Genomic DNA, 25,202 nt, shown 5'->3' with positions numbered 1-25,202 from the left:
ATCCTGACGCCGCCTTACCGGCGCTTGCGGGACTGGAAGACGAAGCCGATGATCTTGGCGGCGGCGTCGAAATGTTCGCGCGGAATGACCTCGTCCACCTCGACGGTGGCGTACAGGGCGCGCGCCAGCGGCACGTTCTCGACGATCGGCACGCCGTGCTCGGTCGCCACTTCGCGGATGCGCAGGGCCAGGGCGTCGACGCCCTTGGCCACGCAGATCGGCGCCCCGTCGCCCTGATCCGGCTCATAGCGCAGGGCGACCGAATAGTGGGTCGGGTTGGTCACGATGACGGTGGCCTTGGGCACATTGGCCATCATCCGCTGGCGGCTGCGCTGCATGCGGATCTGCTTCAGCTTGGCCTTGATGTGCGGATCGCCTTCGGACTGTTTGAAGTCTTCCTTCAGCTCTTCCTTGGTCATGCGCATCCGCTTGGCGAAGCGCATCTTCTGCCAGATGAAGTCGGCCCCGGCCGTGGCGCCCAGCAGGATGATCGAAGCCACGAACAGCGAAATGGCCATGTCGCGCGCCAGCGGCAGGATCGCCAGCGGGCTGATCGAGACCATGTTCTCGAACTCGCGCAGGTGCGGCTTCAACACCATCCAGCAGACGGCGCAGACGGCGATCAGCTTCAGGAAGGTCTTGACGAATTGCGCCAGACCGTCGGGCCCGAAGATGCGTTTGAACCCCTGCATCGGACTGACCGCCGACCATTTGGGCTTTAGCTTTTCGGCGGTGAAGATCAGGCCGGACTGGGCGACGTTGCCCCCGACCCCCCCCAGGATGGTCGCCAGCATGACGGCTCCCAGAAAGGGCGCCACGGCCCAGACGGCGCGCACCATGATCTGGTTGCCCGCGCCCGAGTTCAGCACGCCCAGCATCTCGTGCGGCGCGGCGATGAAGGGCAGCATCTGTTCGGCGATGGACGAGGCGAACCAGCCGCCCCCCATCAGGATCACCGCCGCCGCCCCAGCCAGCGACAGCACCTGGGCGACGTCGGGCGACTTGGCCGCATCGCCCTTCTTTCGGGCGTCCTCAAGCTTTCGCGGGGTCGCCTCTTCGGTTTTCGACTCGGGATCCGCGCCTTCAGCCACCAGGGCCTCCCAGCACGAAATACTCCGCCAGACGGCGGTAGCGGTCGATGAAGAGGGTGCCCAGCGCACCCAGGCTCAGGGCGAAGATCGACAGGCCCAGGATGACGCTCAAGGGCGCGGCGGCGAAATAGACCTGGAACGACGGCATGACCCGCGCCACCAGGCCGGACGCCAGGTTGAAGATCAAGGCGAAGACCAGCACCGGCGCCGACAACTGCACGCCCAGCAGGAAGCTGTCGCCCAAGGTCCGCACGGCCATCTGGGTGAAGTCGGCCATCATCAGCGGCTGCGCCGGCGAGATCAGCCGATACGAGCCCACCATGCCGGCGATGAACAGGTGATGGGTGTCGGTGGCGAACAGCAGCGTCACCCCCAGCAGGGCCAGAAAGGCGGCGATGGTCGAACCGGGCTGGGCCTGCATCGGATTGGCGGTCTGGGCGAAGCTGAGCGTCGTCTGCAACGACACGATCTCGCCCGCCGTCGCCAGGGCGCTCATGAACATGCGCAGCAGAAGGCCGATCATCAGGCCGACGACCACCTCGCGGATGATCCACCCGACCATCAAACCCATGCTGTCCGGCAGCCCCGGCAGCGATGCGCGCACCACCGGCCACAGCGCCAGACTGATGACCAGGGCCAGCGACAGTCGCACGCGCGGCGGCACATAGGCCTCGCCGAAGCCGGGGATCAGCATCAGGATCGCCCCGATCCGGGCGAAGATCAGCCCGCCGGCCCAGACCTGATCGGCGGTCGCATAAGCGTCCACTACATCCCCGCGATGCGGGCCGCGATCTGGCGCATGAAGCCGCCCAACAGGGCGCCCATCAGCGGCAGGAACAGGATCAGTGAAACGAAGATGGCGATGATCTTGGGCGCATAGATCAGGGTCTGTTCCTGAATCTGCGTCAGGGCCTGGAACAGGCCGATCACCACGCCGACGACCAGACCGACCAGCAGCACCGGCAGGCACAGCTGGATCGTCAGCCAGATGGCGTCGCGCCCGACGTCCAGAACTTCCGCGCCGTTCATCGGCCCACTCCAGAAACTACTGGGCAGAAAATGCCGACAGGATGGTTAACAGGCCGCTAACCAGACGCGTCTTCGTCCAGACCTGACCACGGAAAAATCTCGCGTGCGGCCTTGAACGGCGCCGCTTCCATGCCGACTTCCCCGCCTTCGCCTCGGGGAGCGCCAGCCATTCGATTTCAGACGAATTAGACGAATTAGACTCTCTTTTTCCGACTTCGCCGTCTGAACGTGCGTCCGCCTCGTAATGGGACGGCTCGCCCTCTCCCCTTCCCTCAAGCGCTCCGCTATCTAGGCCGCCATGACCGACGCCCCCGCCTCCAAAGTCTCCCAGGCCGACGCCGAAGCCGCCGTCCGCACCCTGATCGAATGGGCCGGCGACAACCCGGACCGCGAAGGTCTGCTGGAAACCCCCGCCCGCGTCGCCAAGAGCTACCGCGAGCTTTTCCAGGGCTATGAGGTCGATCCCCTCTCCTATCTGGAGAAGACGTTCGAGGAGACCGGCGGCTACGACCAGCTGGTCGTGCTGAAGGACATCCGCTTCGTCAGCTTCTGCGAGCACCACATGCTGCCGGTCGTGGGCAAGGCGCACGTCGCCTATCTGCCGACGGACCGCGTCGTCGGGATCTCCAAACTGGCTCGCGTCGTGCGCGGCTTCGCGCGGCGCCTGCAGATCCAGGAGAAGATGACCTCCGAGATCGCCGAGGCCATCCAGACCGTACTGAAGCCGCACGGCGTCGGCGTGGTCATCGAGGCCGAACACAGCTGCATGACCCTGCGCGGCGTCAATGCGCCGGGCGCCAGCCTGTCGACCAGCCACCTGATCGGCGTCGTCCGCGACGACCCCCGCACCCGCGAAGAGTTCATGCGTCTGGTGCTGTCGTGACGTTCGCCTGACAGGCGAACTGGCCCGACGCTTGCGGTAAAGGGATCAAAGGAGGCGCTGACGATGCCCTGGTCCCTGATTTCGACCCGCAATGAGACAGTTCAGATCGCGCGCGGCGGCTGGCTGGACGCGCTGCGTTTCATCGTGGCCTTCCTGATCATCCTGCATCACTTCCAGGCCGCAGGGCCCGAGCCGCTCGCCCATCTGATCAATCCGATCTTCGAACGCGGCGGCTTCCTGCTTACCAACTTCTTCCTGATCGACAGCGGCTATGTGCTGATGCGCGTCTATGGCGCGGCGGTGGACAAAGGCCGGATGTCGCCCGGCGACTTCTTCCTGAAGCGGTTCCTGCGCGTCGTGCCCGCGCATCTGATCATGGGTCTGTCGCTGGTCGGCTTCGTGCTTCTGGCCACCGCCGCCGGCTCGCCGCCCCGCAATCCCGAATGGTTCGCCTGGGATCAGCTGCCGGCCCAGCTGCTGCTGCTGCAATCCTATGGCGTGCATGGCGGCCTTGGCTGGAATGCTCCGACCTGGTCGATCTCGGCCCTGATCGGCTGCTACCTGGCCTTCCCCTGGATCATTCGCGGCCTGATGCGTCTGGGTCCGTGGTCGGCTCTGGCCGTCGGCGTCGGCGTCTATCTGATCGCCAACCAGCTGTGCTGGTCGTTCCTCGGCTATCCCGTCTATCAGATGCCGATGCGCTACGGCATCATCCGCGCCCTGCCGCTGTTCTTCCTGGGCATGTGCCTGGCCTGGTTCGCCCAGAAGGTCTGGATCGCCCCGCGCCTGGCCGGCTGGGCCGGGGTGCTGGCCGCCGTCGGCTTCTTCGCGCTTCAGCTTCACGACAAGCACGCCCTTGTCGCCCTGACCCTGATCTCGATCATCATCCTGGCCGCCGGCGCCGTGCCTGTGACCAAGCCCTCGAAGTGGGTCGAGACCGCCGCCATGGTCTCCTTCTCCATGTTCATCTCCAACGAGGTGGTCCGCATCGTCTGGTTCGGCGTGGTCAATGCGGTCGAGGCGCGCGTTGGCTTGCCCCTCTTCGTTCAATGGGGCCTGTGGGGCCTGGGCGTCATGGCGGCGGTCGCCTTCGCCTTCGCCTTTCACTTCGCGATCGACAATCCGATCCAGACCCGCATCCGCGCCTGGCTGAAGCGTCGCAGCGCCCGTCGCGGCAAGGCCCAGCCCAAGCTCGGCCCGGTCATCTCCATCGACGGCTGACTGACCTGGGCGACCGACGATCCTCGACCAAAGTCGGTCTCTTCAGCCGCCTTCCTCTCGGTCAATGTCGCCGTCCACGCGTCCGGCAGGCCGCGCATAACGGCCGATAAACGGCGACACGGGAGGAAATGGATCATGGCAACCGACGCACCCCTTGCGTCCGGAGGAGAGGAGCACACCGTCGATCGCAGCGATCGCCTGGTCATCCTCGCCTCATCGGTCGGCACCGTTATCGAGTGGTACGACTTCTATCTCTACGGCTCTCTGGCGGCGATCATCACCGTCCAGTTCTTCTCGGGCGTCAACGAGACCACCGGCTACATTTTCGCGCTGATGGCCTTCGCCGCCGGCTTTGCGGTGCGGCCCTTCGGCGCCATCGTCTTCGGGCGGTTGGGCGACCTGTGGGGACGCAAGAATACCTTCCTTGTCACCATGCTGCTGATGGGTCTGTCGACCTTCGTCGTCGGCCTGTTGCCGCCCTATGCGGTGATCGGCATCGCCGCGCCCATCATCCTGGTGCTGATGCGCCTGATCCAGGGGCTGGCCCTGGGCGGCGAATACGGCGGCGCGGCCACCTACGTCGCCGAGCATGCTCCGCAGGGCAAACGCGGCTACTATACCTCCTTCATCCAGATCACCGCGACCGCCGGCCTGGTGCTGAGCCTCGTGGTGATCCTGAGCGTTCGCTACACGCTGGGCGAGGAAGCCTTCGCCGCCTGGGGCTGGCGAATCCCGTTCCTGGTCTCGATCCTGCTCCTGGGCGTCTCCTTGTGGATCCGCCTGAAGCTGGCCGAAAGCCCGTCGTTCAAGCGGATGAAGGCCGAGGGCAAGGGCTCCAAGACCCCGCTGAAGGACAGCTTCGGCAAATGGCCCAACCTGAAGCTGGTGCTGATCGCCCTTCTTGGCCTTACCGCCGGTCAGGCCGTCATCTGGTACACCGGTCAGTTCTACGCCCTGTTCTTCCTGGAACGGGTCATGAAGGTCGACGCCACCCTGGTCTATGTGCTGCTGACCATCGCGCTTCTCGCCGCCTCGCCCTTCTTCATCTTCTGGGGCTGGCTGTCGGACAAGGTGGGCAGAAAGCCGATCATCCTGGCCGGCTGCCTGATCGCGGCCCTGACGTATTTCCCGCTGTTCAACGCCCTGACCCAGGCCGCCAATCCGAAACTGGCCGCCGCCGCCGCCTCGGCGCCGGTCACGGTCTACGCCGATCCGGCAGACTGTAATCTGCAGTTCGATCCGGTGGGCAAGACGGTGTTCAACCACTCCTGCGACGTGGCCAAATCCTACCTGGCCAAGGCGGGCGTGACCTACACCAACGTCGCGGCGCCGGCGGGCACGGTCGCCGAGGTCCGCATCGGCGATCAAGTCGTCATCCCCAGCTTCCGGGGCGACGCCATGGCCCCGGCCGATTTCGCCGCCCAGAAGAAGACCTGGGACAAGAGCCTGGGCGAGGCCCTGACCGCCGCCGGTTATCCAGCCAAGGCCGACAGCGCCCTGGTCAACAAGCCGATGGTGGTGCTGATCCTGTTCATCCTCGGCTTCTATGTGACCATGGTCTACGGACCGATCGCGGCGGCCCTGGTCGAGATGTTCCCGACCAACATCCGCTACACCTCCATGTCCCTGCCCTATCACATCGGCAACGGCTGGTTCGGCGGCTTCCTGCCGACCACCGCCTTCGCCATCGTGGCGGCGACGGGCAATATCTACTCCGGCCTCTGGTACCCGATCGTGGTGGCCCTGGGGACGGTCGTTCTGGGCTTCCTGCTGGTCAAGGAAGGCAAGGACGTCGATCTGAACGCCTGATCCTGCTTTCAGGCGCAATGGAGGGCGGGTCGTCGCAAGACGGCCCGCCTTTCGCTTGTGAAACACCCCGTGCCCGGTTCAGATGCCCCGATGTTCAGCCTGACGATCCTCGGTCTGGTCGCCGCCTATATGGCGGTGCTGTTCGCCGTCGCCTGGTCTCAGGAACGGCCGTCGGCGCGCGCGCGCGGCAAGGGCTTGGGGCCGTCGGTCTACGCCCTGTCCTTGGCCATCTACTGCACCTCATGGACCTACTACGGCGCGGTCGGCACGGCGGCGCGCGACGGGTGGGAGTATCTGCCCATCTACATCGGCCCGGTGATCGGTCTGACGTTGCTGTTTCCGCTATGGCGCCGGATCGCGGCGGCCGCCCGGCGCGAGAACGTGGGCTCCATGGCCGACTTCGTGGCCTCGCGGTACGGCAAGAGCCAGACCCTGGGCGCGGCGGTCACCGTCGTCGCCATCCTGGGATCGCTGCCCTATATCGCGCTGCAACTGAAGTCGCTGTCGATGGCCGGCGCCCTGCTGACCGCCGGCACGCCGGTGGCGGGATCCGAGGGTCTGACGGTTCTGGTGCTGGCTGGCGTCCTGGCCTTTTTCGCCATCCTGTTCGGGGCGCGCCGTCCCGACCTGACCGAGCACAATCGCGGCCTGATCCAGGCGATCGGGCTGGAGTCGATGGTCAAGCTGGGCGCCCTGCTGTTCGTCGCCGTCTTCGCCCTGGTCCTGCTGCTGAACGAAGGCTCGCCCCCGCGCATCATAGAGGGTCTGGGCGCCCTGGCTGCGCCGCCCGAGGTCACGCCGCGCTTCACCGCCATAACCCTGCTGTCGACCCTGGCCGTCTTCTGCCTGCCGCGCCAGTTCCATGTCGCCTTCGTCGAAGGCGGTCAGCCATCGGACGTGAAGCGGGCGCGCTGGATCTTTCCGCTCTATCTACTGCTGACCAGTCTGGCGGTGCTGCCGCTGGTGGCGGCGGGCGCCCTGTTCGCGCCGTCGGTCAATCCGGACCTGCTGGTGCTGGCCCTGCCGTTCCAGCGGGGCGAGACCCTACTGACGGCCGTGGTCTTCGTCGGCGGCTTTTCGGCCGCCACCGCCATGGTCATCGTCGAGGCCGTCGCCCTGTCGGCCATGGTGTCCAACAGCCTGATCCTTCCCTTCCTGGCGCGCGAGCGTTGGCGGGTGCGCGGCGACGCCTCGGACATGGCGGGGACCATTCTCCAGGTCCGGCGCGGGGCCATCGTCGCGGTCCTGCTGCTGGCCTGGCTCTACTATCAGGCGACGGACCAGTCGCGCGGCCTGGCGGCGATGGGGCTGGTGTCCTTCGCGGCGATGGCCCAGCTGGCGCCGGCCCTGTTCGGCGCGGTCCTTTGGCGGGGCGGCCATGCGCAAGGGGCGCTAGCGGGCATGACAGTCGGCATGGGCGTCTGGATCGTCATGCTGGCCATGCCCCAGCTGTCGCCCGGCGCGCCCTGGCACCTGCACGTCATGCTGGGGGTCAAGGATCCGTTGGCGCTCGGCGTCTTCGTCAGCCTGGCGCTGAACCTGGCGGCCTATGTCGGCGTGTCGCGCTTTGCTCAGCCCCGCCTGATCGACCGGGTCCAGGCCCGCGCCTTCGTGGATCGGCTGGGACCGGACTGGATGGAGGCCCGGCCCGCGCCGTCGGGCGCCTCGGTCGGCGATCTGCGCGCCCTGGTCGCCCGCTTTATCGGCGACGAGCGGGCCGAGCGCGCCTTCACCGCCTGGGGCGATGAGACGGACACAAAGCTCCGCGACGCCGATCCGGCCGATGCGGCCCTGGCCCGCGCAGCCGAGCGGATGCTGGCCGGCGCCATCGGCGCGGCCTCTGCGCGTCGGGTTATCTCAGCGGCGCTGGCCGGCGTCGGACGCGCGCCCGAGGACGTGGTGCGGATGCTGGACGAGGCGTCCCAGGCGGTTCAGTTCAACCGCGACCTGCTGCAGACCACGCTCGACAACATCGACCAGGGCGTGATCGTGGTGGACGAGGATCTGCGCGTCACCGCCTGGAACCGGCGCTACGTCGCCATGTTCGACCTGCCCGCCGGCTTCGTCCACGTCGGCCTGCCCATCGCCGTCATCTATCGCCTGAACGCCGAGCGCGGCGAGAGCCCCGACGACATCGAGGCCTGGGTCGAGCGGCGGCTGGAGGCGCTGAGCCGCCGCATCCCCCATGACCACGAACGCCAGCAGCCGGACGGCCGGGTGCTGCGCTCCTCCGGTGCGCCGATCCCCGGCGGCGGCTACGCCACCAGCTACACCGACATCACCGCCCTGCGCCAAGCCGCGCGCGAGCTGGGAGAGGCCAACGAACGGCTGGAGGCGCGCGTGGCGGACCGCACCGCCCGACTGGATGAGGCCCGGCGTGTGGCCGAAGACGCCACGGCCTCCAAGACTCGGTTCCTGGCCGCCGCCAGCCACGACCTGCTGCAACCGCTGCACGCCGCCCGCTTGTTCATCGCCGCCCTGAAGGAGGAGCCGGCGCTTGAGGATGCGACCAGCCGAACCTTGGCCGTCAACGCGGACCGCGCCATCGACAGCGCCCACCGTCTGCTGACCGCCCTGCTGAACCTGTCCAAGCTGGAGGCCGGCGGCGTGCGGACCAATGTCGCGCGGTTGTCGCTGGGCGGCCTGTTCGACGAACTGCGCCGCGAGTTCGCGCCCGTGGCCGAGGCCAAGGGTTTGGACCTGACCGTGATGTCCAGCCGGCTGTGGGTCGCGTCCGACCGCGACCTGCTGCGCTCCATGCTGCAAAATCTGGTGGCGAACGCCATCCGCTATACGGATGCAGGCCGTGTGCTGGTCGGGGCGCGTCGGCGGGGCGAGACGGTGCAGTTGTTCGTCTGCGACACCGGACGCGGCATTCCCGACACCGACCACGAAACCGTCTTCGGCGAGTTCGTGCGTCTGCCGGGCGCCGTGGACGAGCCGGGCGCGGGCCTGGGCCTGGCCATCGTACGCCGCCTGTCCAGCCTGCTCGATCACCCGCTTGAGCTGAGTTCCCGTGTCGGGCGCGGCACGACCTTCCGGATCACCGTGCCGCGCAGCGCAGCCGACCTGCCCGCCGAGGCCACGCCGTTGCGCGAGGCGCGACTGCCGCTGGCGGGCCTGCGGGTGCTGTGCGTGGACAATGAACCGGTGATCCTGGACGCACTGAACGCCCTGCTCACCCGCTGGGGCGCGCGGCCGACGCTGGTCGCCAGCGTCGAGGCGGCCAAGGCGGCGATCGGCCCGTTCGACGCCGCCGTGGTCGATCTGCATCTGGGCGACGGGCCCGAAGGGTTCGCCGTCATCGACTGGCTGAGGCCCCAGGGCGTGCGCCGCATCGCCCTGGTCACCGCCGACACCCGCGACGGGCTGAACGAACAGGCGACCGCTGCCGGCGCCGTCCTTCTGCCCAAGCCGATCAAGCCGGCCGCGCTGAAGGCGTTCCTGTCGAGCTAGGGGTTGGCGAGTTAAGCCGGGTCCAGCGACTTGGCCAGGATCACCGCCTGGGTCCGGTTGTGAACGCCCAGCTTTCGGAACACGCTGGTCAGATGCGCCTTGATGGTGGCTTCGGACACGCCGAGGTCGAAGGCGATCTGCTTGTTCAGCCGGCCGGCCTTCAGCCCTTCGAGGATGCGCAGTTGCGACGGCGTCAGACTGGCGACCCGGCCGGCCAGATCGTCTTCGGCCTCAGGCACATCCGGCGCCCAGCTGTCGCCGGCGAGAATGGCCGCGATCGCCTCGACCATCTGCGGCAGGGACGAAGACTTGGGGATGAAGCCGGCGGCGCCCAGACCCAGGGCGTGGCGCACAACGGGCGCATCCTCGCTGGCCGAGACCACTGCCACCGGCACGGTCGGCTGTTCGGCTCGCACGGCTGCGAGGCCCGCCATCCCCTCGCTGTCCGACAGCTTCAGATCAAGCAGCAACAGATCGACGGGTCCCGCGACCATCGCGGCCCGGGCCTCGACCAGGCTGGCGCATTCCACCACCTCCGCGCCCGGCGCCGCCTTGTCGACGGCCGAGCGCAGGGCGGCGCGAAAAAGGGGATGGTCGTCGGCGACGACGATGCGATCCATGGCCTTCCTTCCGTGCGCGGCGTCTGACCGGCCGCGTCGTCGCCATCATGGCGCGGTTCGACTTTGGTCGAAATTAGACCAATGGCCAATGGCTCCCCGAGGCTGGAGGCGGAAAGGTCGCCAAAGGGACGCCCGCGCCAGACGGGCGCGGGAGGTTCATCATGATCACGAAAAGCCTGATGGCGGGAGCCGCCGCCGTCGCGCTGATGGCGACGCCCGGCCTGGCCTCGGCCCAGGACCAGGCCGCGCTCGAGGCGCGCATCGCTCAGCTCGAAGCCCAGTTGAACGCCCTGAAGTCCGAGGTCGTCGCCGCGCGAACCCAGCAGGCGGCGCAACAGCAGGACATCATCCGCCTGGAGACCCGCCCCGCCGCGTCCGCCCCGGTCCAGCAGGCGTCGGCGCCGGCGGCGCCCGGCGAAGGGTTCCGCATCGGCGACCACACGGTCAAGTTCGGCGGTTTCGTCAAGGTAGACGCCTACGCCACCCGCTATTCCGGCGGCGATCCGGTCAACGGCGATGCGCTGCGTGAATTCCACATTCCCGGCTCCATCCCGATCGGCGGGGCCGATGAGGATACGGCGACTGACTTCAACGCCCGCCAGACCCGCTTTTGGCTGACCACCGACGGCATGGTCGGCGGTCACAAGATCGGCACCCGGATGGAGATGGATTTCCAGACCCTGCCCGGCGCCGGCGACCAGCGCACCACCAGTCCGGCCAACCCGGCCCTGCGTCGCGCCTTCATCACCATCGACAACTGGCTGATCGGCCAGGAGTGGACCAACTTCCAGAACACCGCCGTCCTGCCCGAATCCGCCGACTTCATCGGCGCGGCCGAGGGCACGGTCTTCGCCCGCCAGGTCCAGGTCCGCTACACGCGCGGGCCCTTCTCGGTCTCGGTCGAGAACCCCGAGACGACGGTGACGCCCTTCGGCGGTGGCGCGCGCATCGTCGCCGACGACAACAGCCTGCCGGACTTCACCGCCCGCTATGCGGTGTCCAGGCCCTGGGGCGATTTCCAGTTCGCCGGCCTGCTGCGTCAGCTGAAATACCAGAACCCCGCGACGAACATCGATTCCACCGCGACCGGCTGGGGTCTGTCGGCCTCGACCAAGATCAAGGTCGGCGCCAAGGACGATCTGCGCCTGATGGTGACGGGCGGCGAGGGCATCGGCCGCTATGTCGGTCTGAACTTCTCTAACGATGCGGTGCTGAACGGCTCGGGCGACCTGGATGCGATCGGCGTCGTCGCCGGCTTCGCCGCCTATCGCCACGTCTGGGCGCCCGGCTGGCGTTCCAGCCTGATCTGGTCGGCGCAGAAGGTGGACAACGACCTGGCCTTCACGGGCCTGGCCGCCAACCGCTCGGCCCAGAGCTTCCACGCCAACTTGATCTGGTCGCCGGTTACGGCGTTTGATGTCGGGGCCGAGCTGATGTTCGCAGACCGCGAGATCGAAACCGGCGCCAGCGGCGACATGACCCGTCTGATCCTGTTCGCCAAATACGGATTCTGATTTGATGCCGGAGACGTCTCGCGTGCCTGATCCCGCCCTCTATCCCGTCCCCGCCGACTGGGCCGAAAAGGCCCATATGGACCGGGAGGCGTATGAGGCGGCGCGGATCGCCGCGCGCGAAACCCCCGACGCCTTCTGGGCCGAACAGGCCAAACGGCTGGACTGGATCACCCCCCCGACGAAGATCAAGGACGTCTCCTTCAACAAGGAAGACTTCCGCATCCGCTGGTTCGAGGACGGCGTCCTGAACGTCTCGGCGAACTGCATCGACCGTCACCTGCCCCACCGCAAGGACCAGACGGCGATCATCTGGGAAGGCGACGATCCCGCCGACAGCCGCCACATCACCTTCGGCGAACTGCACGCCGAGGTGTGCCGCATGGCCAATGTGCTGAAGGCGCATGGGGCCAGGAAGGGTGACCGGATCACCCTTTATCTGCCCATGATCCCCGAGGCCGCCTACGCCATGCTGGCCTGTGCACGGATCGGCGCGGTGCATTCGGTGGTCTTCGGCGGCTTCTCGCCCGACAGTCTGTGCGGCCGGATCGAGGACTGCGGCTCCAACCTGGTCATCACCGCCGACGAGGGTCTGCGCGGCGGCAAGCATATTCCGCTTAAGGCCAATGTCGACGAGGCCCTGACGAAGGTGAAGGTCGACACCGTTCTGGTCATCCGTCGCACCGGCGCCGATGTGCCGATGATCGAGGGCCGCGACTTCGACTATGGGCAGGAGGCCGCCAAGGTCGAGGCCGACTGCCCGCCCGAGCCGATGAACGCCGAGGATCCGCTATTCATCCTCTATACCTCTGGCTCGACGGGTAAGCCCAAGGGCGTGCTGCACACCACGGGGGGCTATCTGTTCTGGGCCGCCTGGACGCACGAGATCGTCTTCGACTATCGCCCCGGCGAGGTCTTCTGGTGCACCGCCGACGTGGGCTGGGTCACGGGCCATTCCTATCTGGTCTATGGGCCGCTCGCGAATGCGGCGACGACCCTGATGTTCGAGGGCGTGCCCAACTATCCCGACGCCGGCCGGTTCTGGCAGGTGGTGGACAAGCACAAGGTCGAGATCTTCTACACCGCCCCCACGGCCCTGCGCGCCCTGATGCGCGAAGGCGATGCGCCGGTGAAGGCCGCCTCGCGCGCCTCGCTGCGCCTGCTGGGCACGGTGGGCGAGCCGATCAATCCCGAGGCCTGGCGCTGGTATCACGAGGTGGTCGGCGACGGCCGCTGCCCCATCGTGGACACCTGGTGGCAGACCGAGACGGGCGGCCATCTGATCACCCCCCTGCCCGGCGCGACCGACCTGAAACCCGGATCGGCGACCCTGCCCCTGCCCGGCGTCGAGCTTGAGATCGTGGACGCCGAGGGTCAGCCGCTGGAAGGCGCCGTCTCCGGCAACCTGTGCATCACCGACAGCTGGCCGGGCCAGATGCGGACGGTCTATGGCGACGACCAGCGGTTCTTCGACACCTATTTCTCGACCTATCCCGGCCGGTATTTCACCGGCGACGGCTGCCGCCGGGACGAGGACGGCTATTACTGGATCACCGGCCGGGTGGACGACGTCATCAATGTCTCCGGCCACCGGATGGGCACGGCCGAGGTCGAGAGCGCCTTGGTCCTGCACGACGATGTCGCCGAGGCCGCGGTCGTCGGCTATCCCCACGACATCAAGGGCCAGGGCATCTACGCCTATGTCACCCTGAACAACGGGGTCGAGGCGACGGAAGAGCTGCGCAAGACGCTGGTCGCCCACGTCCGCCACGAGATCGGCCCCATCGCCGCGCCCGACGTGATCCAGTGGGCGCCGGGCCTGCCCAAGACCCGGTCCGGCAAGATCATGCGTCGCATCCTGCGCAAGATCGCCGAAAACGAGATCGGCGCGCTGGGCGACACCTCGACCCTGGCCGATCCGTCGGTCGTGGACGATCTGGTCAAGAACCGCGCCGGGGCCTGAAGACGCGGGTTCTATGCACGGGCTGATGCGCCTATCTGTGCGTCAGCCCGCCGCAGCCTGAGCCCTCCATGCCTCGTTTTCTGTCCCGCCTGCCGATCGACGGCTATCTGCTGGCCCTGATCGGCATGGTGATCCTGGCGGCCCTGTTCCCCGCCAGCGGACAGGCGGCCGTGGTCATGGATTGGGTGGTCAAGGCCGCCATCGCCCTGTTGTTCTTTCTGTATGGCGCGCGGATGTCGCCGGCGGCCATCGGCGCGGGCCTGCTGCACTGGCGGCTGCAGGGCACGGTCTTTCTGTCGACCTTTCTGCTGTTCCCGCTGCTGGGGCTTGGGCTGGTCTTCCTGATGCGCGGGTCGCTGCAGCCCGACCTGCTGACCGGGATGCTCTATCTGTGCCTGCTGCCGTCCACGGTGCAGTCGTCCATCGCCTTCACCTCCATCGCCGGCGGCAATGTCGCGGGCGCCCTGACCAGCGCCAGCCTGTCGAACCTGCTGGGCGTGATCGTGACGCCGCTGCTGGTCGCCCTGCTGATCGGCGGCGCCAATGGCGGCATCCATCTGCAGTCCATTATCGACATCGGTCTGCAAATCCTGGCCCCCTTCGCTGTAGGCCAACTGTGCCGCCCCCTGCTGAAGGACTGGCTGACCCGCCACGCCAAACTGACCGGCCTCGTGGATCGCGGCTCCATCCTGCTGATCGTCTACGCCGCCTTCAGCGAAGGCGTCGTCGCCGGCGTCTGGTCCCAGGTCGCTCCGCTGGATCTGGCCAAGGTCATCGGCCTGAACATCGCCCTGCTGGCCATCGTCCTGGCCCTGACCCTGTTCGCCGGCCGCGCGCTGAAGTTCGACCGCCCCGACCGGATCGTCATCCTGTTCTGCGGCTCCAAGAAGAGCATGGCCACCGGCATCCCCATGGCCGGCATCCTTTTCGCCGGTCACGCCGTGCCCCTGATCGTCCTGCCGATCATGCTGTTCCATCAGATCCAACTGTTCGCCTGCACGATCATCGCCCAGCGCTATGCAAGAGAGAATGAAGAGACCGCGGTCATCGAACAGACCGCATAAAGTCTGGCGGGGCGCGAGCTTAACCTGAGATCACGGCAGATCACTTCTCAGTATTCCCGTGCATATCATCATGCTTGCCGACGCATTAACGCCAGCGATCAAGGTTAAGCCGCATTAGGCGTATTCGCTCGCGTGACCTTAACGAGCGGCGATCTAGTGTTCCTCTGCAATGTGCAGATCGGAACCGCAGATGACCAAAGGTATCCTTCGCGCTCTCGCCGCCGCCACGCTCGGGCTCGGCCTGGTCGCCGCCGCCGCTCCCGCCTTCGCCGGGCCGACCGCAGGCGGCACCTATCGCCTTCGCGCCACCGTTCCTGTCGCCTGTTGGGTCAAGCCCACCTCGCCCGTCCTGGCGGCCGCCGGTCGCTCTGGAGAGGTGGTCGAGGCCTGCAACAGCCCCGGCGGCTTCACCGTCTCGGCCCAGTATCGGCCGTTGTCGCTGACCGAAAAGGCGGTGATGTTCTACGGCGACCGAACGTTCGATCTGGACAAGTCCGGCATGCAGACCCTGCGCCGCTCCAGCATCGCGACGATCCGTTCTGTGTCCTATCGGTTCGACGACGTCGAACTGGAACAGCCGCTGATCTTGGCCCTGACGATTCAGCCGATCTGATCGCCGACCATATCCATCCCAGTTGAAAAAGAGGCGGGGACGCGCGACGTCTCCGCCTCTTTTTGTTTGGCGCTGACGCTTATAGCGCGGCGACCGTGAAGGTCAGGATGTCGGAATAATCGCCGGCGCGCTTGCCGGTCGTGCTGCCGACGCTGATCGTCAGCGGATAGTCGTCCAGTCGCGCGCGGCGCGACACCACATCGACCCGACCGCCGCGCGACAGGTCCATGTCGCGATCGCCCAGAACCAGACCATAGGGCACATACCATTCGCTGGCGCCCTGACGCAGGCGGCCTTGGTTCTGCGACGCCACCGAGACGCTGTATCCCGCAGTGCTCAGAACATAGAGGGTCGTGCGCAACTGCCGAACGCCTTGGGTCAGTTCCCCCAAGTCGATCGTCGGTGTGCCGCCGTTGCGACGAAACTCGCCCTTCAGACCCATGACGGCGGCCGAAGGCACCTGAAGGCTGAGCGTGACGGGCTTTTCCGCCAGCGGTCGGCCGTCCGGGGTTTCCAGATTGATGAAGGCGTTCTGGGAATAGAGGCCCGCCGACAGGGTTTCAGCCGGGGCGGCGGTGAAGGAGAAGCGCATCAGACCCCGCTCGCCGGCCGCCAGGTTCAGCGGCCGCACCCCGATGCGGCGCGCGCTCTGGCCCGCGCGCGGGGTGACATCCGCGCCGCCTCGCTCGTCGACCAGGGCGTAGGCCATGCGCTGGGCGCCGGCTTCGTTGACCAGGCCGAACTGCTCGCCGCGCAGTTCGACGCGGCTGACGGCGGTGCAGGGTCCGTCGCCCTGGTTCACCACGGCGACATCGAATTCCTGAACGGCTACGTCCTGATCAAACGGCTCGTAGCGCATCATCCATTGATCGGCGCCGGATTCGATCACCAACTGGCAACCCGGTGCGGCTTCGCTAGGCGCGGCCGCCATCAAGGTCGCGGTCGCAGCAGCAGCGGCAAGGAGCAGGGCGGATGTACGATTACGGGACATTTCAGCCTCCTCGGCCGTTGTTTCAGTCTTCGGACACATCGAGCGGCACATTGACGACCTGCAGGTCGAGCAGGCCCTCGTTGTCGGCGGGAACGGTGAATTCGAAGCCCAGGGCGGGCGTCGAGAACAGCTCGACGCGATAACGCTTGCCCGGCTCCAGGTTCTGCATGGCGAACCGGCCGACGGAGTTGGTGAAGAACAGCTCCGGCGCGGCCGTCGGATCGTCGGCGGGGCGGATGCGCCCGGACATCAGGGCCACGGGCCGGCCGGCGTTGCCGACCAGGCGGCCCAGGGCGCTGACGAACTTGGCGCTGCCGACCTCGATGGCGTAGCCGCTACGATAAGCGGGATGCACGCGCGCAACGCCGTCGCCAATATTATAACCGCGTGGCGGATTGATCACGTCGTAGCGGATCGACTGGTTGACGTACGAACCGAGGTTGTTGGCGACGGCGCCGCCGAGCAGTCCGCTGCGACCCGTATACCGGCCGCCCTGCAAGCTGTCCCCGACGATGACGGAATGGTCTTCGATGCTTTCGTGCGGATAAACGATGGCGAAACTGTCGTAGATGTTGCGGCCGATCGCGGTTTTTCCACCTGCGGTCGAGATCGATGACCCCACCCGCAGAGTGGTGACCTGCTCGTCGCTGATGTTCGAGAAGCTGGAACCGAAGGCCGTGTGGCTGACGGTAGCGTCGAAGCGATTGGCGATGTAATCGACTTGGCCCGAAAGGGTCGCTGGGCCGTCATCGTAGGTGGAAGCGATCGAATAGCCTAGCGCGCCGACGCGGTTCTCTGAGGACTGCTGGAACCGAGCGCTGCCGCTGTTGCGGGCGGAGCTGTAGCGGGCTTCGGCGCGCCGATCGTAACGCGGCTGCCAGATAAGAGCGAAAGTCGCTCCAAACCCGTCGGAGCGGAAGCCGCCGGCCGTCGCGCCGAAATCGGTGTACTCAAGGCCCACTTGGGCGCTCCATTGCGGAGCGAAGCGATAGGTCGACGTCGCGGCGATTGAATAGGAATCGCCAGCCAGTGCGCTGCGGCTCATCCGGTAGGAAGCGCTGAGGTTCGCCAGCCAGTCCATTGAGAACTGGTGCGAGTAACCACCGGAAAAGATCCATGAGGTCGCGTTCTGGGCGAGCGGATCGCTGATGGTGGCGAAATCTTCGGACGTGTAGTCGGCCACGACCGTCCAGCTGTCGTAGGTGTCGCCCAGATCGATGAAATGGTCGAAGCCGAGCGCAAAAGCGTATCCGCCGCCCTGATCGCTGTTGCTGACCGCCGCATCCAGGCGCGCCCGTGCGCCATTCTTCAAGATGAGTTGCGATTGGCCCGTCAGAGTCTGGGCGTCCTCCGATGCTTGGATCCCGATCCCCAAGGCCGGTCGACCCACGAAAGCCTTACGCCAGAAGCCGGTGAAGGCCAACTGTCCGCCGTCGTAGCGGGGCGAGCCCAGCACGCTGGTGTCGACTGCTCCGAGGTAGGCGCCGTACTCATAGTCGCCGGGTTCCAAATCGATGGCGTCGAGGTAGGCGCTATAGGCCACCGTCTGCACTCGGCCGGAATCGTTCTGAATTTCAATCTGGATGTCGTTGGAGCCGGTCTCGAGCGGCAGCTGCGAGAGGTCGTACTGACCAGGGTCGAGGCGGAATTCCCGCACGAATATGCCGTTTCTTAGAACTCGGACCGTCGATGGTTCCTGCAGCACCAGCTCGCGGCCACCGGAAAGAATGTTGTTGCGGAAGGAATCAAACCTCTGACGCTGACGCGACACACCGACGCCGCCGAGTTCGGCGAAGCCTTGTCGGCCCCGTATCTCTGGCTCAAGGTCACCGACGTACCAGCGGCGATAGGCCTCTGGCTGGTCGTACACAAAGCGGGCGTAGCGACGCTCCACCTCATACTCGCCAGAGAACAGGTCCTCGCGGCCTTGCACATCGGCTTCGAACACCACGCTGCCAAAGCGGACCGCCCCGTTCAGGAACACGCTCGGCTTGCTGAAGTCGCCGCTAGACTGAAAACGCTGCAGGGCGATGCTGCTGTTCAGGTAGGCGCTGAAGGTCTGGGGCGGCAGGCCTGGCTCCTCAGGGCGACCGCCCTGAAACAAAGCCTCGATCGAGCGCTTCGTCGGATCAATGCGCAGGACCAGCACCGCCAACTGTTCGGGATCATAGTCCAGTTGGATGCCTGTATTGTTGATCTCTTCGGGCGCGAACGACTCCACCTCCTGCAGGCGGGCGGCCAATTCGGCTTGGGCCTCGGGCGTCAGCAGCGGATCGATCAGCGTCTTGAAACCCGCGCTTTCGACGATGAAACGGTCGTCGCGGGTCAGGACGACGGGCAGTTCCCCCAGCACGCGGCTGTTGAAGTTCAGCGGCACCGTCATCGGGATGTCGCGGTCGTAGGGGTTGATGTCGCGACGGGCCGAGGGCGCGGCGGCGGGAACCGGCGTCGGGGTCGCGGGCGGCGCCGGCGTTTCGGCCGGGACCGGGGCGGGCTCGGGCGTCGGCGAAGTCGGCTGGACCGGCGCCGGGGCGTCCTCAACGGCGGCGACGGCGGCCTGGGCGGAGGCCAGGCTGGCGCGGTTCAGGGCGGTGGTGGCGTCACGCGCGGTCTGTGCGGCGTCGTCGACCGCCTGGCCCATGCCCTGGCCCGCCGCCTGGGCGGTCGTGTTCGGCAGGCACGCCAGCCCCCAGGCAAGGACCAATGCCGAGACACTTCCCCCGAGGCGTCTCATCGTCCGAACCGAAGCGTGACGGGCTTGGCCGGATCCAGGGCCACGCCGGTGGGCAGCTTGAAGGTCCGACGTCCACCAGCGGGAGCCAGGTAGCCGACGCCGACCAGTTGCGAGATTTCTTCACTCTTGTATTCGCGGGTGAACGGCTGGCCGGAAATGTCGGTACCGTCCAGGATCCACGTAGCGCCGCTCATCAAGGCGTAGCGTTTGCCGCTATTTCCGACCACAACTTCGACGCCTGGCTCTTCGGGCGGCGGAGGCGGTGCTTCGTCGCCCGTCAATGCAGGGTCGATCTCGGGCGCCGGCGGCGCGACCATGGTCGGCTTGATCGAGACGATCTCGACCTTGGGTTCGGCGCCTGGCGGGGCGACGACGATCAGCGCCTTCATGGTGTAGAGCACCTGAACCGAAACAGCGCCGCCGTCCTCGGGTATGGCGTCCGGATCGGTGGCCACGGGCAGTTGTCGCACCCAGAGGTAATAGGCGTGAGAGGTGTCGATGTCGGGACTGCCGACCCACTGCACGCGGACAACCTGTCGGCCGCCGCGTGGCACCACGCCCTGCGGCGGGAAGACCAGGAAGTCCTCGTCGGCGTCGGTTTCGACGATGTTGCCGTCGGCGTCCACGTCCATGCGGGTGATGCGCGTTTCGAACGGCAGGGCGGCCGAGCCGATGTTTCCGACCTCGATCCGGGCGGCCGAACCGACGCCTGTGGTGGTCAGTTCCGAGACCATGGGTGAGACGCGCATGGCCCAGGCGGCGCCGGCGGCGGCCAGGATCACCATCCCGGCACCCAGCAGGCAGGCCGCCGTCACGGCCGCGCGGCCGAAACGAAGCTTCAGCAATGAAAACATGGCAGTCTTTCCCCCGAAGGCCGATCTGGCGCCGGCTTTTGGAATCCCGTCGCGAGCCGTCGCGCCGAATCCTTTGCAAGCGTCGCGCCAGCCGACCCCCAGCATGGCGTAACAATGGTGACCGAAACGCAAACAGGGGGGCGCTAAGGCCCCCCTGCACCGAGTTCTGATCAGGCTTTGATCAGAAGGCGGTGATAGCCAGGGTCAGTTGGCCTTCGTAGTTGCCGGCCAGCAGCGCCTTGGACGGGGTCGGGATGGTGACCCGCAGACGCATCGGCGACTTCCAGGCGCCATGCTCGGCCTGGGTGGCGTTGGCGCCTTCCAGCAGCGTGATCTTGTCGCCCTGCGAAGCAACCAGGGTGGAACCCACGGCGCCGGCGGTGTAGTTGCCGACCACGCGGTAGGGCAGGTTCGCCTGGAAGACGTTCGAGTCGTAGCCGGCGCCCGAGTTGTTCACCAGGCCGCGGATGTCATTCTTGGACAGGGTGACGCGGTTGCGGGTGTTGCAGCCGGCCAGGTTGGTGTTGATGTCGACCGACGCCGGGGCGACCATGTCGAAGGCGGCGGCCGGACCGGCGTTCTCCGAGGCGTAGATGCCGATTTCCTGGAAGTCGATCGTCTGCGAGCCGTTGCCGGTGTAATAGACGCAGTCGGTGGTGACGTTGCCCTTCAGGGTGAAGGTCGCGCCGTCCGAGTTCGACTCATTGCCGATGTTGCCGAACGAACCGCCCGAGACGGTGTACAGCGACACGTTCGGGCCGAGAAGGCCAAGCGCGTTGGCCGTGTTGGCGGCGATGACGGCGCCCGTGCCGTTAACGTTCACACCGGCAGCGCCGGTCGAGCCTTGATAGACGGTGTCGGCCGAGGCGACGCCGGCCATGGCGATGGCGGCGACGCCGGCCATCAGAGCAGCAAACTTCTTCATAGCAGTCTCTCCAAGCGAAGGATTTCGCGAAAAAAAGTCGATCGAGGCGGTTATCCCTCCCCGTCCGATCGGCTGGGACTTAACGCCCTGTTAACAAGTTAGTCAACAATAAAAAACGCCGTTAGGGATGAATTCGGAACGATTCCCCAGTAAGGCGAGTACGCACTTTTATTCTAGTCAAGCATAAGCCGTTCGGCTTGCAGCATAAGCCAAACTTAACTCTTCAATATTGTGACGAGATGTACGGAACCTGTCAGACGCGCGGCGTCACCGTCACAGTCAATGTTTCCGAATACTGTCCAGCCAGCAGTCCAGCCCCGGCGGGCTGTCGCGTGCGGAATTCGATCTTGCCGCCGCCGGCGGCGATGCCGTCGCCGCTGGACAGCACGCCGGTATGGTCGACGCTGCTGAAGATGGCGCGAACGGTGCGCGGCTCGGGCCGCAGGGTCGGGACGGTCAGGGTCACGTCATAGGGCAGCACGCCCGAGAAGGGACCCTCGCCCTGGGGCTTGGTCGCATGGGCCAGGCCGCCGCGCGCCGAGGTGACGCCCAGGTCGAACGGCACGTTGCAGTCCAGGCCGAACAGGGCCGTGGCGCGCTCGCCTCCCGTCAGTTCGCCGAAGTCGATGTCGCCCCCGCCCTGGATCTCGCAGCGCGGGACGATGCGGCCGGTGACGGCGACATTTAGCGTCTTGCCCACGTCGAGGTTGTCGGCGACAGGCTTGGTCAGAGCCGGCGACGCGATGGCGGTGACGATCAGCGCGATGGCGCCGCTCAGGCGGCGGACCGACGCACGCAACGGCCTTGACGAATTTTGCATTGCCCCAATCCCGTTTCCGTCCCCAGGACGGCCCGTCACCCCGACGGTTCGCCCCACCCCTTCCAAAAGCCGTGCCACTCCGAATCGAGACGCTCGGCGACGGGCAGGCTTTGGTTAACAATCAGTTAACGGTGGCCGCTTTACGCCTAAGAGCAGCGGTATGCAATGCGTTTGCTGAACGGCGTTGTGCGTCAGGCCGCCGCAAGGGCGTGGCGTTCGACCAACTTCGTCATCGTGTTAGGTGGGGCTCGGGCGCCGACGTTAGGCAGGATGTTTCGGCGACGATCGCGCGCGTCCCTAGCGTCCTATCGCGGGACAACAACCGCTAGCGCACTGTTTCACAATGGCACACAAAATAGAGTGGCCGCGGGCGATGGCGCCGCTTCACGGCCAATGCGGCAACGCGTCAAGGATCGGGATTGGAGCGGGTGAGGGGAATCGAACCCCTGACATTCAGCTTGGGAAGCTGACGTTCTACCTCTGAACTACACCCGCACAGAAAAAACGCCGGAGCGGCGTGAGCGCGCTCCGGCGTTGATTGTCTTAGCCGCCGCAGCGGCCGCGCTCAAGGCAGAGGCTATTGCGCCGCTTCGACGGTGACGCCGCGCTTTTGCAGGATGGCCTGGACGCTGTCGTCGCCGGTCAGGTGGGCGACACCGACGGCGATGAAGGCGGTGCCGGAGCCTTCAAGCAGGGTCTGGATCTGGTTGGCCCAGTCGGTGTTCCGATCAACCAGAACGGCCTGATACAGCGCCGGCGAGGCCTCCTTCATTTCCGTGATCGTGACGCGGTCCAGCGTGGCGACATCGCCTCGGGCCCAGGCCTCGACCATTTCATCCAGCTTGGTGGCGGCGTTCTCGTAGTCCTTCAGCGTCTCGCGCAGGAAGACCAGTTGCACGTCGTCGGGCAGGCCGGCCAGGATGCCGATCTGTTTGTCGATGGTCTCAAAGCCGTGGATCGGTTTGCCGGCCGCCTCGGCCCGCGCCTTCAGCACCAGTTCGACGCCGGACTTGGGATCGTAGCCGGCCTTGATCAGCGGCGCGACCGACAGGCTGAGCGCCGCCAGCCAGGGCTTCATCGGCTGAAGCTGGGCGGCCGAGGCGCCCATGGCCTGGGCGGCCGCGTCCAGTTCCGCGTTTTCTTGCGGCGTCAGACGGCTGGACAGGGGGGTCTCGGGCGACAGACCGTGCTGCTGGATCAGCGGCATGATGGCGGCCTGGTCGTCGGGGTTGCTGATCTCGAACCAGATGTCCGAGGCGCTGTCGAAGGCGGCCTCGACACGGGGACTGGACCAGCCGGTCGCCGGACGCAAGACATGGACCGAGCCGAACAGATACAGGGTCGAATCCGCATCCTTGACCACCCACAGGGCGGGCCCCTCGCCCTGGATCGGCGCAGGGGCGGCAGGGACGGCGGGCGCGGCGGTCTGGGCCAGGGCGTCGGCCGGGACGCCGGCGATGACGACGAACAGCGCCAGGCCGCCGGCGACGCCCACGGCGCCGCGCGCCAGGCTGGAAACGGACGACAGAAGGCGATCAGTGAAGGTCATGAGAAGTCTCGTTGTTGTCGAAAATGAAGGAGAAGAAGGACCGATCAGGCCTGATCGTCCGAGAAGATGGATTCGATGGGCTGGCCGAAGACGCGGGCGATCTTGAAGGCCAGCGGCAGGGAGGGGTCGTAACGGCCGGTCTCCAGCGCGTTCACGGTCTGGCGCGACACGCCCAGATGTTCGGCCAGCTGCGCCTGGCTCCAGTCGCGCTCGGCGCGCAGGACCTTGAGACGATTGTTCATGGCTCAGCCCCGCATCCGCGCCAGCCACCACCACACCCAGACGACGGTGTAGCCGATCAGCATGGGGGCGATCATCAAGGCGGCGCCGGCGGACACATAGTCGATGGGCGAGCCGCCCGAGCCGATCTCACGCGCGATGATGTCGCGCCACGGTCCGGCCGAGGACAGGATCAGGCCGACGCCGCTGACGCACATGCCCGCCGTGCCGCCCCAGTACCAGGCGGCCTTGTGCGCCTCACGCGCAGCCTCGTCGATCACGCGCATCCATTCGGCGCCGATCCACAGGGCGCCGGCCATGATCGCGGCGGCGAAGACTGCGGTCACGATCAGTTCGCCCATCTCCGGCGCGATCCATCCCGAACTGGAGGCGTAGCCGACCGCGATACCGCCGAGGAAGGCGAACAGCAGGCCGCCGCCGAACGTGATCACCGTCGCCTTGATTACCGGCCGCCACTTGCGCATCAGTCAACACCCCTTGTCCTATTGACAAGCTACATTGACATTCCTGCTCGGACGCTGTCAAGCGCCCTTTCCACGCCGAGACTTTTTATTCGACCTTGGCGGCGGCGATCAGTTCGGGACGGGCGATGGCGCGGGGCGCGGTTTCGACCGGCGTCAGATCCGGCAAGGCCTTGCCCTCGTGATCGACCTGCAGGTCCTCGAACCGGCGGGCGGAGACCATGACCTGGCTCTCGAGCGAGCCGACGAACTGATTGTATTTGCCGACCGCCTGATCGAGCGCGCGCCCGACAGCCGAGGCATGCCCGCCCATGACCGACAGCCGCTTGTAGAGTTCGCGGCCCAGGGCGGCGACCTTGTCGGCGTTGGCCGCCTGCTCTTCCGCGCGCCAGCCATAGGCCACGGCCTTGCACAGGGCGAACAGGGTCGAAGGGGTGACGATGACGACGCGCGAGGCCATCGCCTGGGTCATCAGGTCCGGCTCGTGGTCCAGAGCCGTGGCCAGGAACGCATCGCCGGGCACGAACAGGACGACGAAATCCGGGCTGGGCTTGAACTGGTCCTGATAGGCCTTGGACGACAGCTGGCGCACATGGGTCTTCAGGCTGGCGGCGGTGCGCAGGCCGACCGAGCGGGCGCGCGCCTCCTCGTCGCCCTCCCCGTCGTCGAAGGCCAGCGGGACCTTGGCGTCGATCACGAACATGCCGCCGCCGGGCAGGCGGACGATGAAGTCGGGTCGGTTCTGACGGCCCTCGTCGTCGGCGCTGGAGGTCTGTTCGGTGAAGTCGAACCGACCCGCCATGCCGGCGGCCTCCAGCACATTGCGGCAGGTCTGCTCGCCCCAGCGGCCGCGACGGCCCGTATTGCCGCGCAGGGCCTCGGTCAGCTTGCGCGCTTCGTCGCGCGTGGCGGACGAGGCCGTCATCAGCTGGGCCAGTTGCTCACGCAGGCCCCCGGTCTCTTCTGACCGCGTCTTCTCCAGCGCGGCGACATGCTCCTGAAACTTGGTCAGGGTGTCGGCGACGGGTTTCAGCTGGGCGGCCATCCGCTCGCGCGCCAGCTGGTCCTGGGCGCGGAAGGTCTCGGTCGCGCGGCTGACCATCTGATCCGCCACGACCTGGGCCGACTGCGCGGCCTGGGCCTTGAGCAGTTCGCCCATGGTCACACGGCTTTCCTCGACCAGATCGATGCGGGCCTCGGCCGCCGCCAGCGCGCCGCTCGTCTTCTGCCAGCCCATATAGGCCCACAGAAAACCGCCCGCGAAGGCGGCGGCCAGGACAGTGAGGATCGGCACGAGCATGTTCATGCTCCGTTCCTAGCGGGAGTCGCCGTCAATGAGAAGCGGGGCCGGTCCGGCGCCGCCTGTCC

General features: G+C 66.7%; 21 protein-coding genes and 1 tRNA gene. 8 read left to right on the top strand and 14 right to left on the bottom strand.

From position 1 onward, the window contains the following. Positions 1–14 precede the first annotated feature (14 nt). The 3 genes from flhB to fliQ are packed head-to-tail and all read right to left on the bottom strand — an operon-like array spanning position 15 to position 2,120. Positions 15–1,091 carry a flagellar biosynthesis protein FlhB gene (gene flhB / locus Q9R14_RS14835; protein WP_306002874.1) on the bottom strand — a complete coding sequence of 359 codons (1,077 nt, stop codon included), beginning with the start codon at positions 1,089–1,091 and terminating at the stop codon, positions 15–17. Then, positions 1,084–1,857, bottom strand: a complete 774-nt coding sequence (gene fliR, locus Q9R14_RS14830) for a flagellar biosynthetic protein FliR (RefSeq protein WP_039246288.1) — start codon at positions 1,855–1,857, stop codon at positions 1,084–1,086. Before fliR ends, flhB begins: the two co-directional genes overlap by 8 nt. Further along, the gene (gene fliQ / locus Q9R14_RS14825; RefSeq protein ID WP_017505641.1) at positions 1,857–2,120 is read right to left on the bottom strand and encodes a flagellar biosynthesis protein FliQ; all 264 of its coding nucleotides are present in this window, start codon (positions 2,118–2,120) and stop codon (positions 1,857–1,859) included. The genes fliR and fliQ overlap by 1 nt, the downstream gene beginning before the upstream one ends. 298 nt (positions 2,121–2,418) lie before the next feature. Between fliQ and folE the strand changes: the two genes are divergently transcribed. The 4 genes from folE (at position 2,419) to Q9R14_RS14805 (ending at position 9,489) form a co-directional block, all read left to right on the top strand. Then, positions 2,419–3,003: a GTP cyclohydrolase I FolE gene (folE, locus tag Q9R14_RS14820; RefSeq protein WP_055753859.1), complete on the top strand. Its 585-nt coding sequence runs from the start codon at positions 2,419–2,421 to the stop codon at positions 3,001–3,003. A 63-nt stretch (positions 3,004–3,066) separates the two neighbouring features. Further along, on the top strand, positions 3,067–4,224 hold the full coding sequence (locus tag Q9R14_RS14815) for an acyltransferase (RefSeq protein WP_295217726.1): 1,158 nt from the start codon (positions 3,067–3,069) through the stop codon (positions 4,222–4,224). A 135-nt stretch (positions 4,225–4,359) separates the two neighbouring features. Further along, on the top strand, positions 4,360–6,033 hold the full coding sequence (locus Q9R14_RS14810; protein ID WP_017505637.1) for an MFS transporter: 1,674 nt from the start codon (positions 4,360–4,362) through the stop codon (positions 6,031–6,033). A 69-nt stretch (positions 6,034–6,102) separates the two neighbouring features. Beyond that, positions 6,103–9,489, top strand: a complete 3,387-nt coding sequence (locus Q9R14_RS14805; RefSeq protein ID WP_306002873.1) for a PAS-domain containing protein — start codon at positions 6,103–6,105, stop codon at positions 9,487–9,489. 11 nt (positions 9,490–9,500) lie between these two features. Here the strand turns inward: Q9R14_RS14805 and Q9R14_RS14800 are convergent, their stop codons facing one another. Further along, the gene (locus Q9R14_RS14800; protein WP_306002872.1) at positions 9,501–10,109 is read right to left on the bottom strand and encodes a response regulator transcription factor; all 609 of its coding nucleotides are present in this window, start codon (positions 10,107–10,109) and stop codon (positions 9,501–9,503) included. A gap of 161 nt (positions 10,110–10,270) precedes the next feature. Here Q9R14_RS14800 and Q9R14_RS14795 point away from each other — a divergent pair, with 161 nt between their 5' ends. The 4 genes from Q9R14_RS14795 to Q9R14_RS14780 all read left to right on the top strand — a co-directional run bounded on the left by Q9R14_RS14795 (position 10,271) and on the right by Q9R14_RS14780 (position 15,260). Further along, positions 10,271–11,623 (top strand): DcaP family trimeric outer membrane transporter, encoded by a 1,353-nt coding sequence (locus tag Q9R14_RS14795; protein ID WP_306002871.1) that lies wholly within the window; start codon positions 10,271–10,273, stop codon positions 11,621–11,623. A gap of 4 nt (positions 11,624–11,627) precedes the next feature. Further along, on the top strand, positions 11,628–13,583 hold the full coding sequence (acs, locus tag Q9R14_RS14790; RefSeq protein ID WP_306002870.1) for an acetate--CoA ligase: 1,956 nt from the start codon (positions 11,628–11,630) through the stop codon (positions 13,581–13,583). A gap of 68 nt (positions 13,584–13,651) precedes the next feature. Beyond that, positions 13,652–14,647 carry a bile acid:sodium symporter family protein gene (locus Q9R14_RS14785; RefSeq protein WP_306002869.1) on the top strand — a complete coding sequence of 332 codons (996 nt, stop codon included), beginning with the start codon at positions 13,652–13,654 and terminating at the stop codon, positions 14,645–14,647. 190 nt (positions 14,648–14,837) lie between these two features. After that, positions 14,838–15,260: a hypothetical protein gene (locus Q9R14_RS14780; RefSeq protein ID WP_242077403.1), complete on the top strand. Its 423-nt coding sequence runs from the start codon at positions 14,838–14,840 to the stop codon at positions 15,258–15,260. Positions 15,261–15,339: 79 nt separating this feature from the next. On the opposite strand, the gene Q9R14_RS14775 is transcribed toward Q9R14_RS14780, so the two are convergent. The 10 genes from Q9R14_RS14775 to Q9R14_RS14730 all read right to left on the bottom strand — a co-directional run bounded on the left by Q9R14_RS14775 (position 15,340) and on the right by Q9R14_RS14730 (position 25,140). Next, positions 15,340–16,251, bottom strand: coding sequence for a hypothetical protein (locus Q9R14_RS14775; protein WP_242077404.1), 912 nt, complete (start codon positions 16,249–16,251; stop codon positions 15,340–15,342). A 22-nt stretch (positions 16,252–16,273) separates the two neighbouring features. Next, complete coding sequence (locus tag Q9R14_RS14770; protein WP_306002868.1) at positions 16,274–18,985, bottom strand: hypothetical protein; 2,712 nt, start codon at positions 18,983–18,985, stop codon at positions 16,274–16,276. Then, entirely contained in the window at positions 18,982–19,839 is an 858-nt protein-coding gene (locus Q9R14_RS14765; protein ID WP_306002867.1) for a hypothetical protein, read from the bottom strand. Before Q9R14_RS14765 ends, Q9R14_RS14770 begins: the two co-directional genes overlap by 4 nt. A 181-nt stretch (positions 19,840–20,020) precedes the next feature. Further along, positions 20,021–20,764, bottom strand: a complete 744-nt coding sequence (locus Q9R14_RS14760; protein WP_306002866.1) for a hypothetical protein — start codon at positions 20,762–20,764, stop codon at positions 20,021–20,023. A 253-nt stretch (positions 20,765–21,017) separates the two neighbouring features. Continuing rightward, positions 21,018–21,584, bottom strand: coding sequence for a hypothetical protein (locus tag Q9R14_RS14755; protein ID WP_306002865.1), 567 nt, complete (start codon positions 21,582–21,584; stop codon positions 21,018–21,020). 420 nt (positions 21,585–22,004) lie between these two features. Beyond that, positions 22,005–22,079 (bottom strand) — tRNA-Gly (locus Q9R14_RS14750). Positions 22,080–22,161: 82 nt separating this feature from the next. Then, a complete protein-coding gene (locus Q9R14_RS14745) occupies positions 22,162–23,133 on the bottom strand; it encodes a TraB/GumN family protein (RefSeq protein ID WP_306002864.1) in 972 nt (323 codons plus the stop codon). A gap of 44 nt (positions 23,134–23,177) precedes the next feature. Continuing rightward, positions 23,178–23,375: a helix-turn-helix transcriptional regulator gene (locus tag Q9R14_RS14740; RefSeq protein ID WP_055754453.1), complete on the bottom strand. Its 198-nt coding sequence runs from the start codon at positions 23,373–23,375 to the stop codon at positions 23,178–23,180. Between the two features lie 3 nt (positions 23,376–23,378). Beyond that, positions 23,379–23,837, bottom strand: coding sequence for a hypothetical protein (locus Q9R14_RS14735; protein WP_055808990.1), 459 nt, complete (start codon positions 23,835–23,837; stop codon positions 23,379–23,381). Positions 23,838–23,922: 85 nt separating this feature from the next. After that, positions 23,923–25,140, bottom strand: coding sequence for a DNA recombination protein RmuC (locus tag Q9R14_RS14730; protein ID WP_306002863.1), 1,218 nt, complete (start codon positions 25,138–25,140; stop codon positions 23,923–23,925). Positions 25,141–25,202 lie beyond the last annotated feature (62 nt).

This window comes from Brevundimonas sp. C43, from assembly GCF_030732185.1.
Classification (GTDB): domain Bacteria; phylum Pseudomonadota; class Alphaproteobacteria; order Caulobacterales; family Caulobacteraceae; genus Brevundimonas; species Brevundimonas diminuta_C.
Note: the sequence above shows the minus strand (reverse complement) of the source record. Positions and strands in the feature narration are given on the sequence as shown.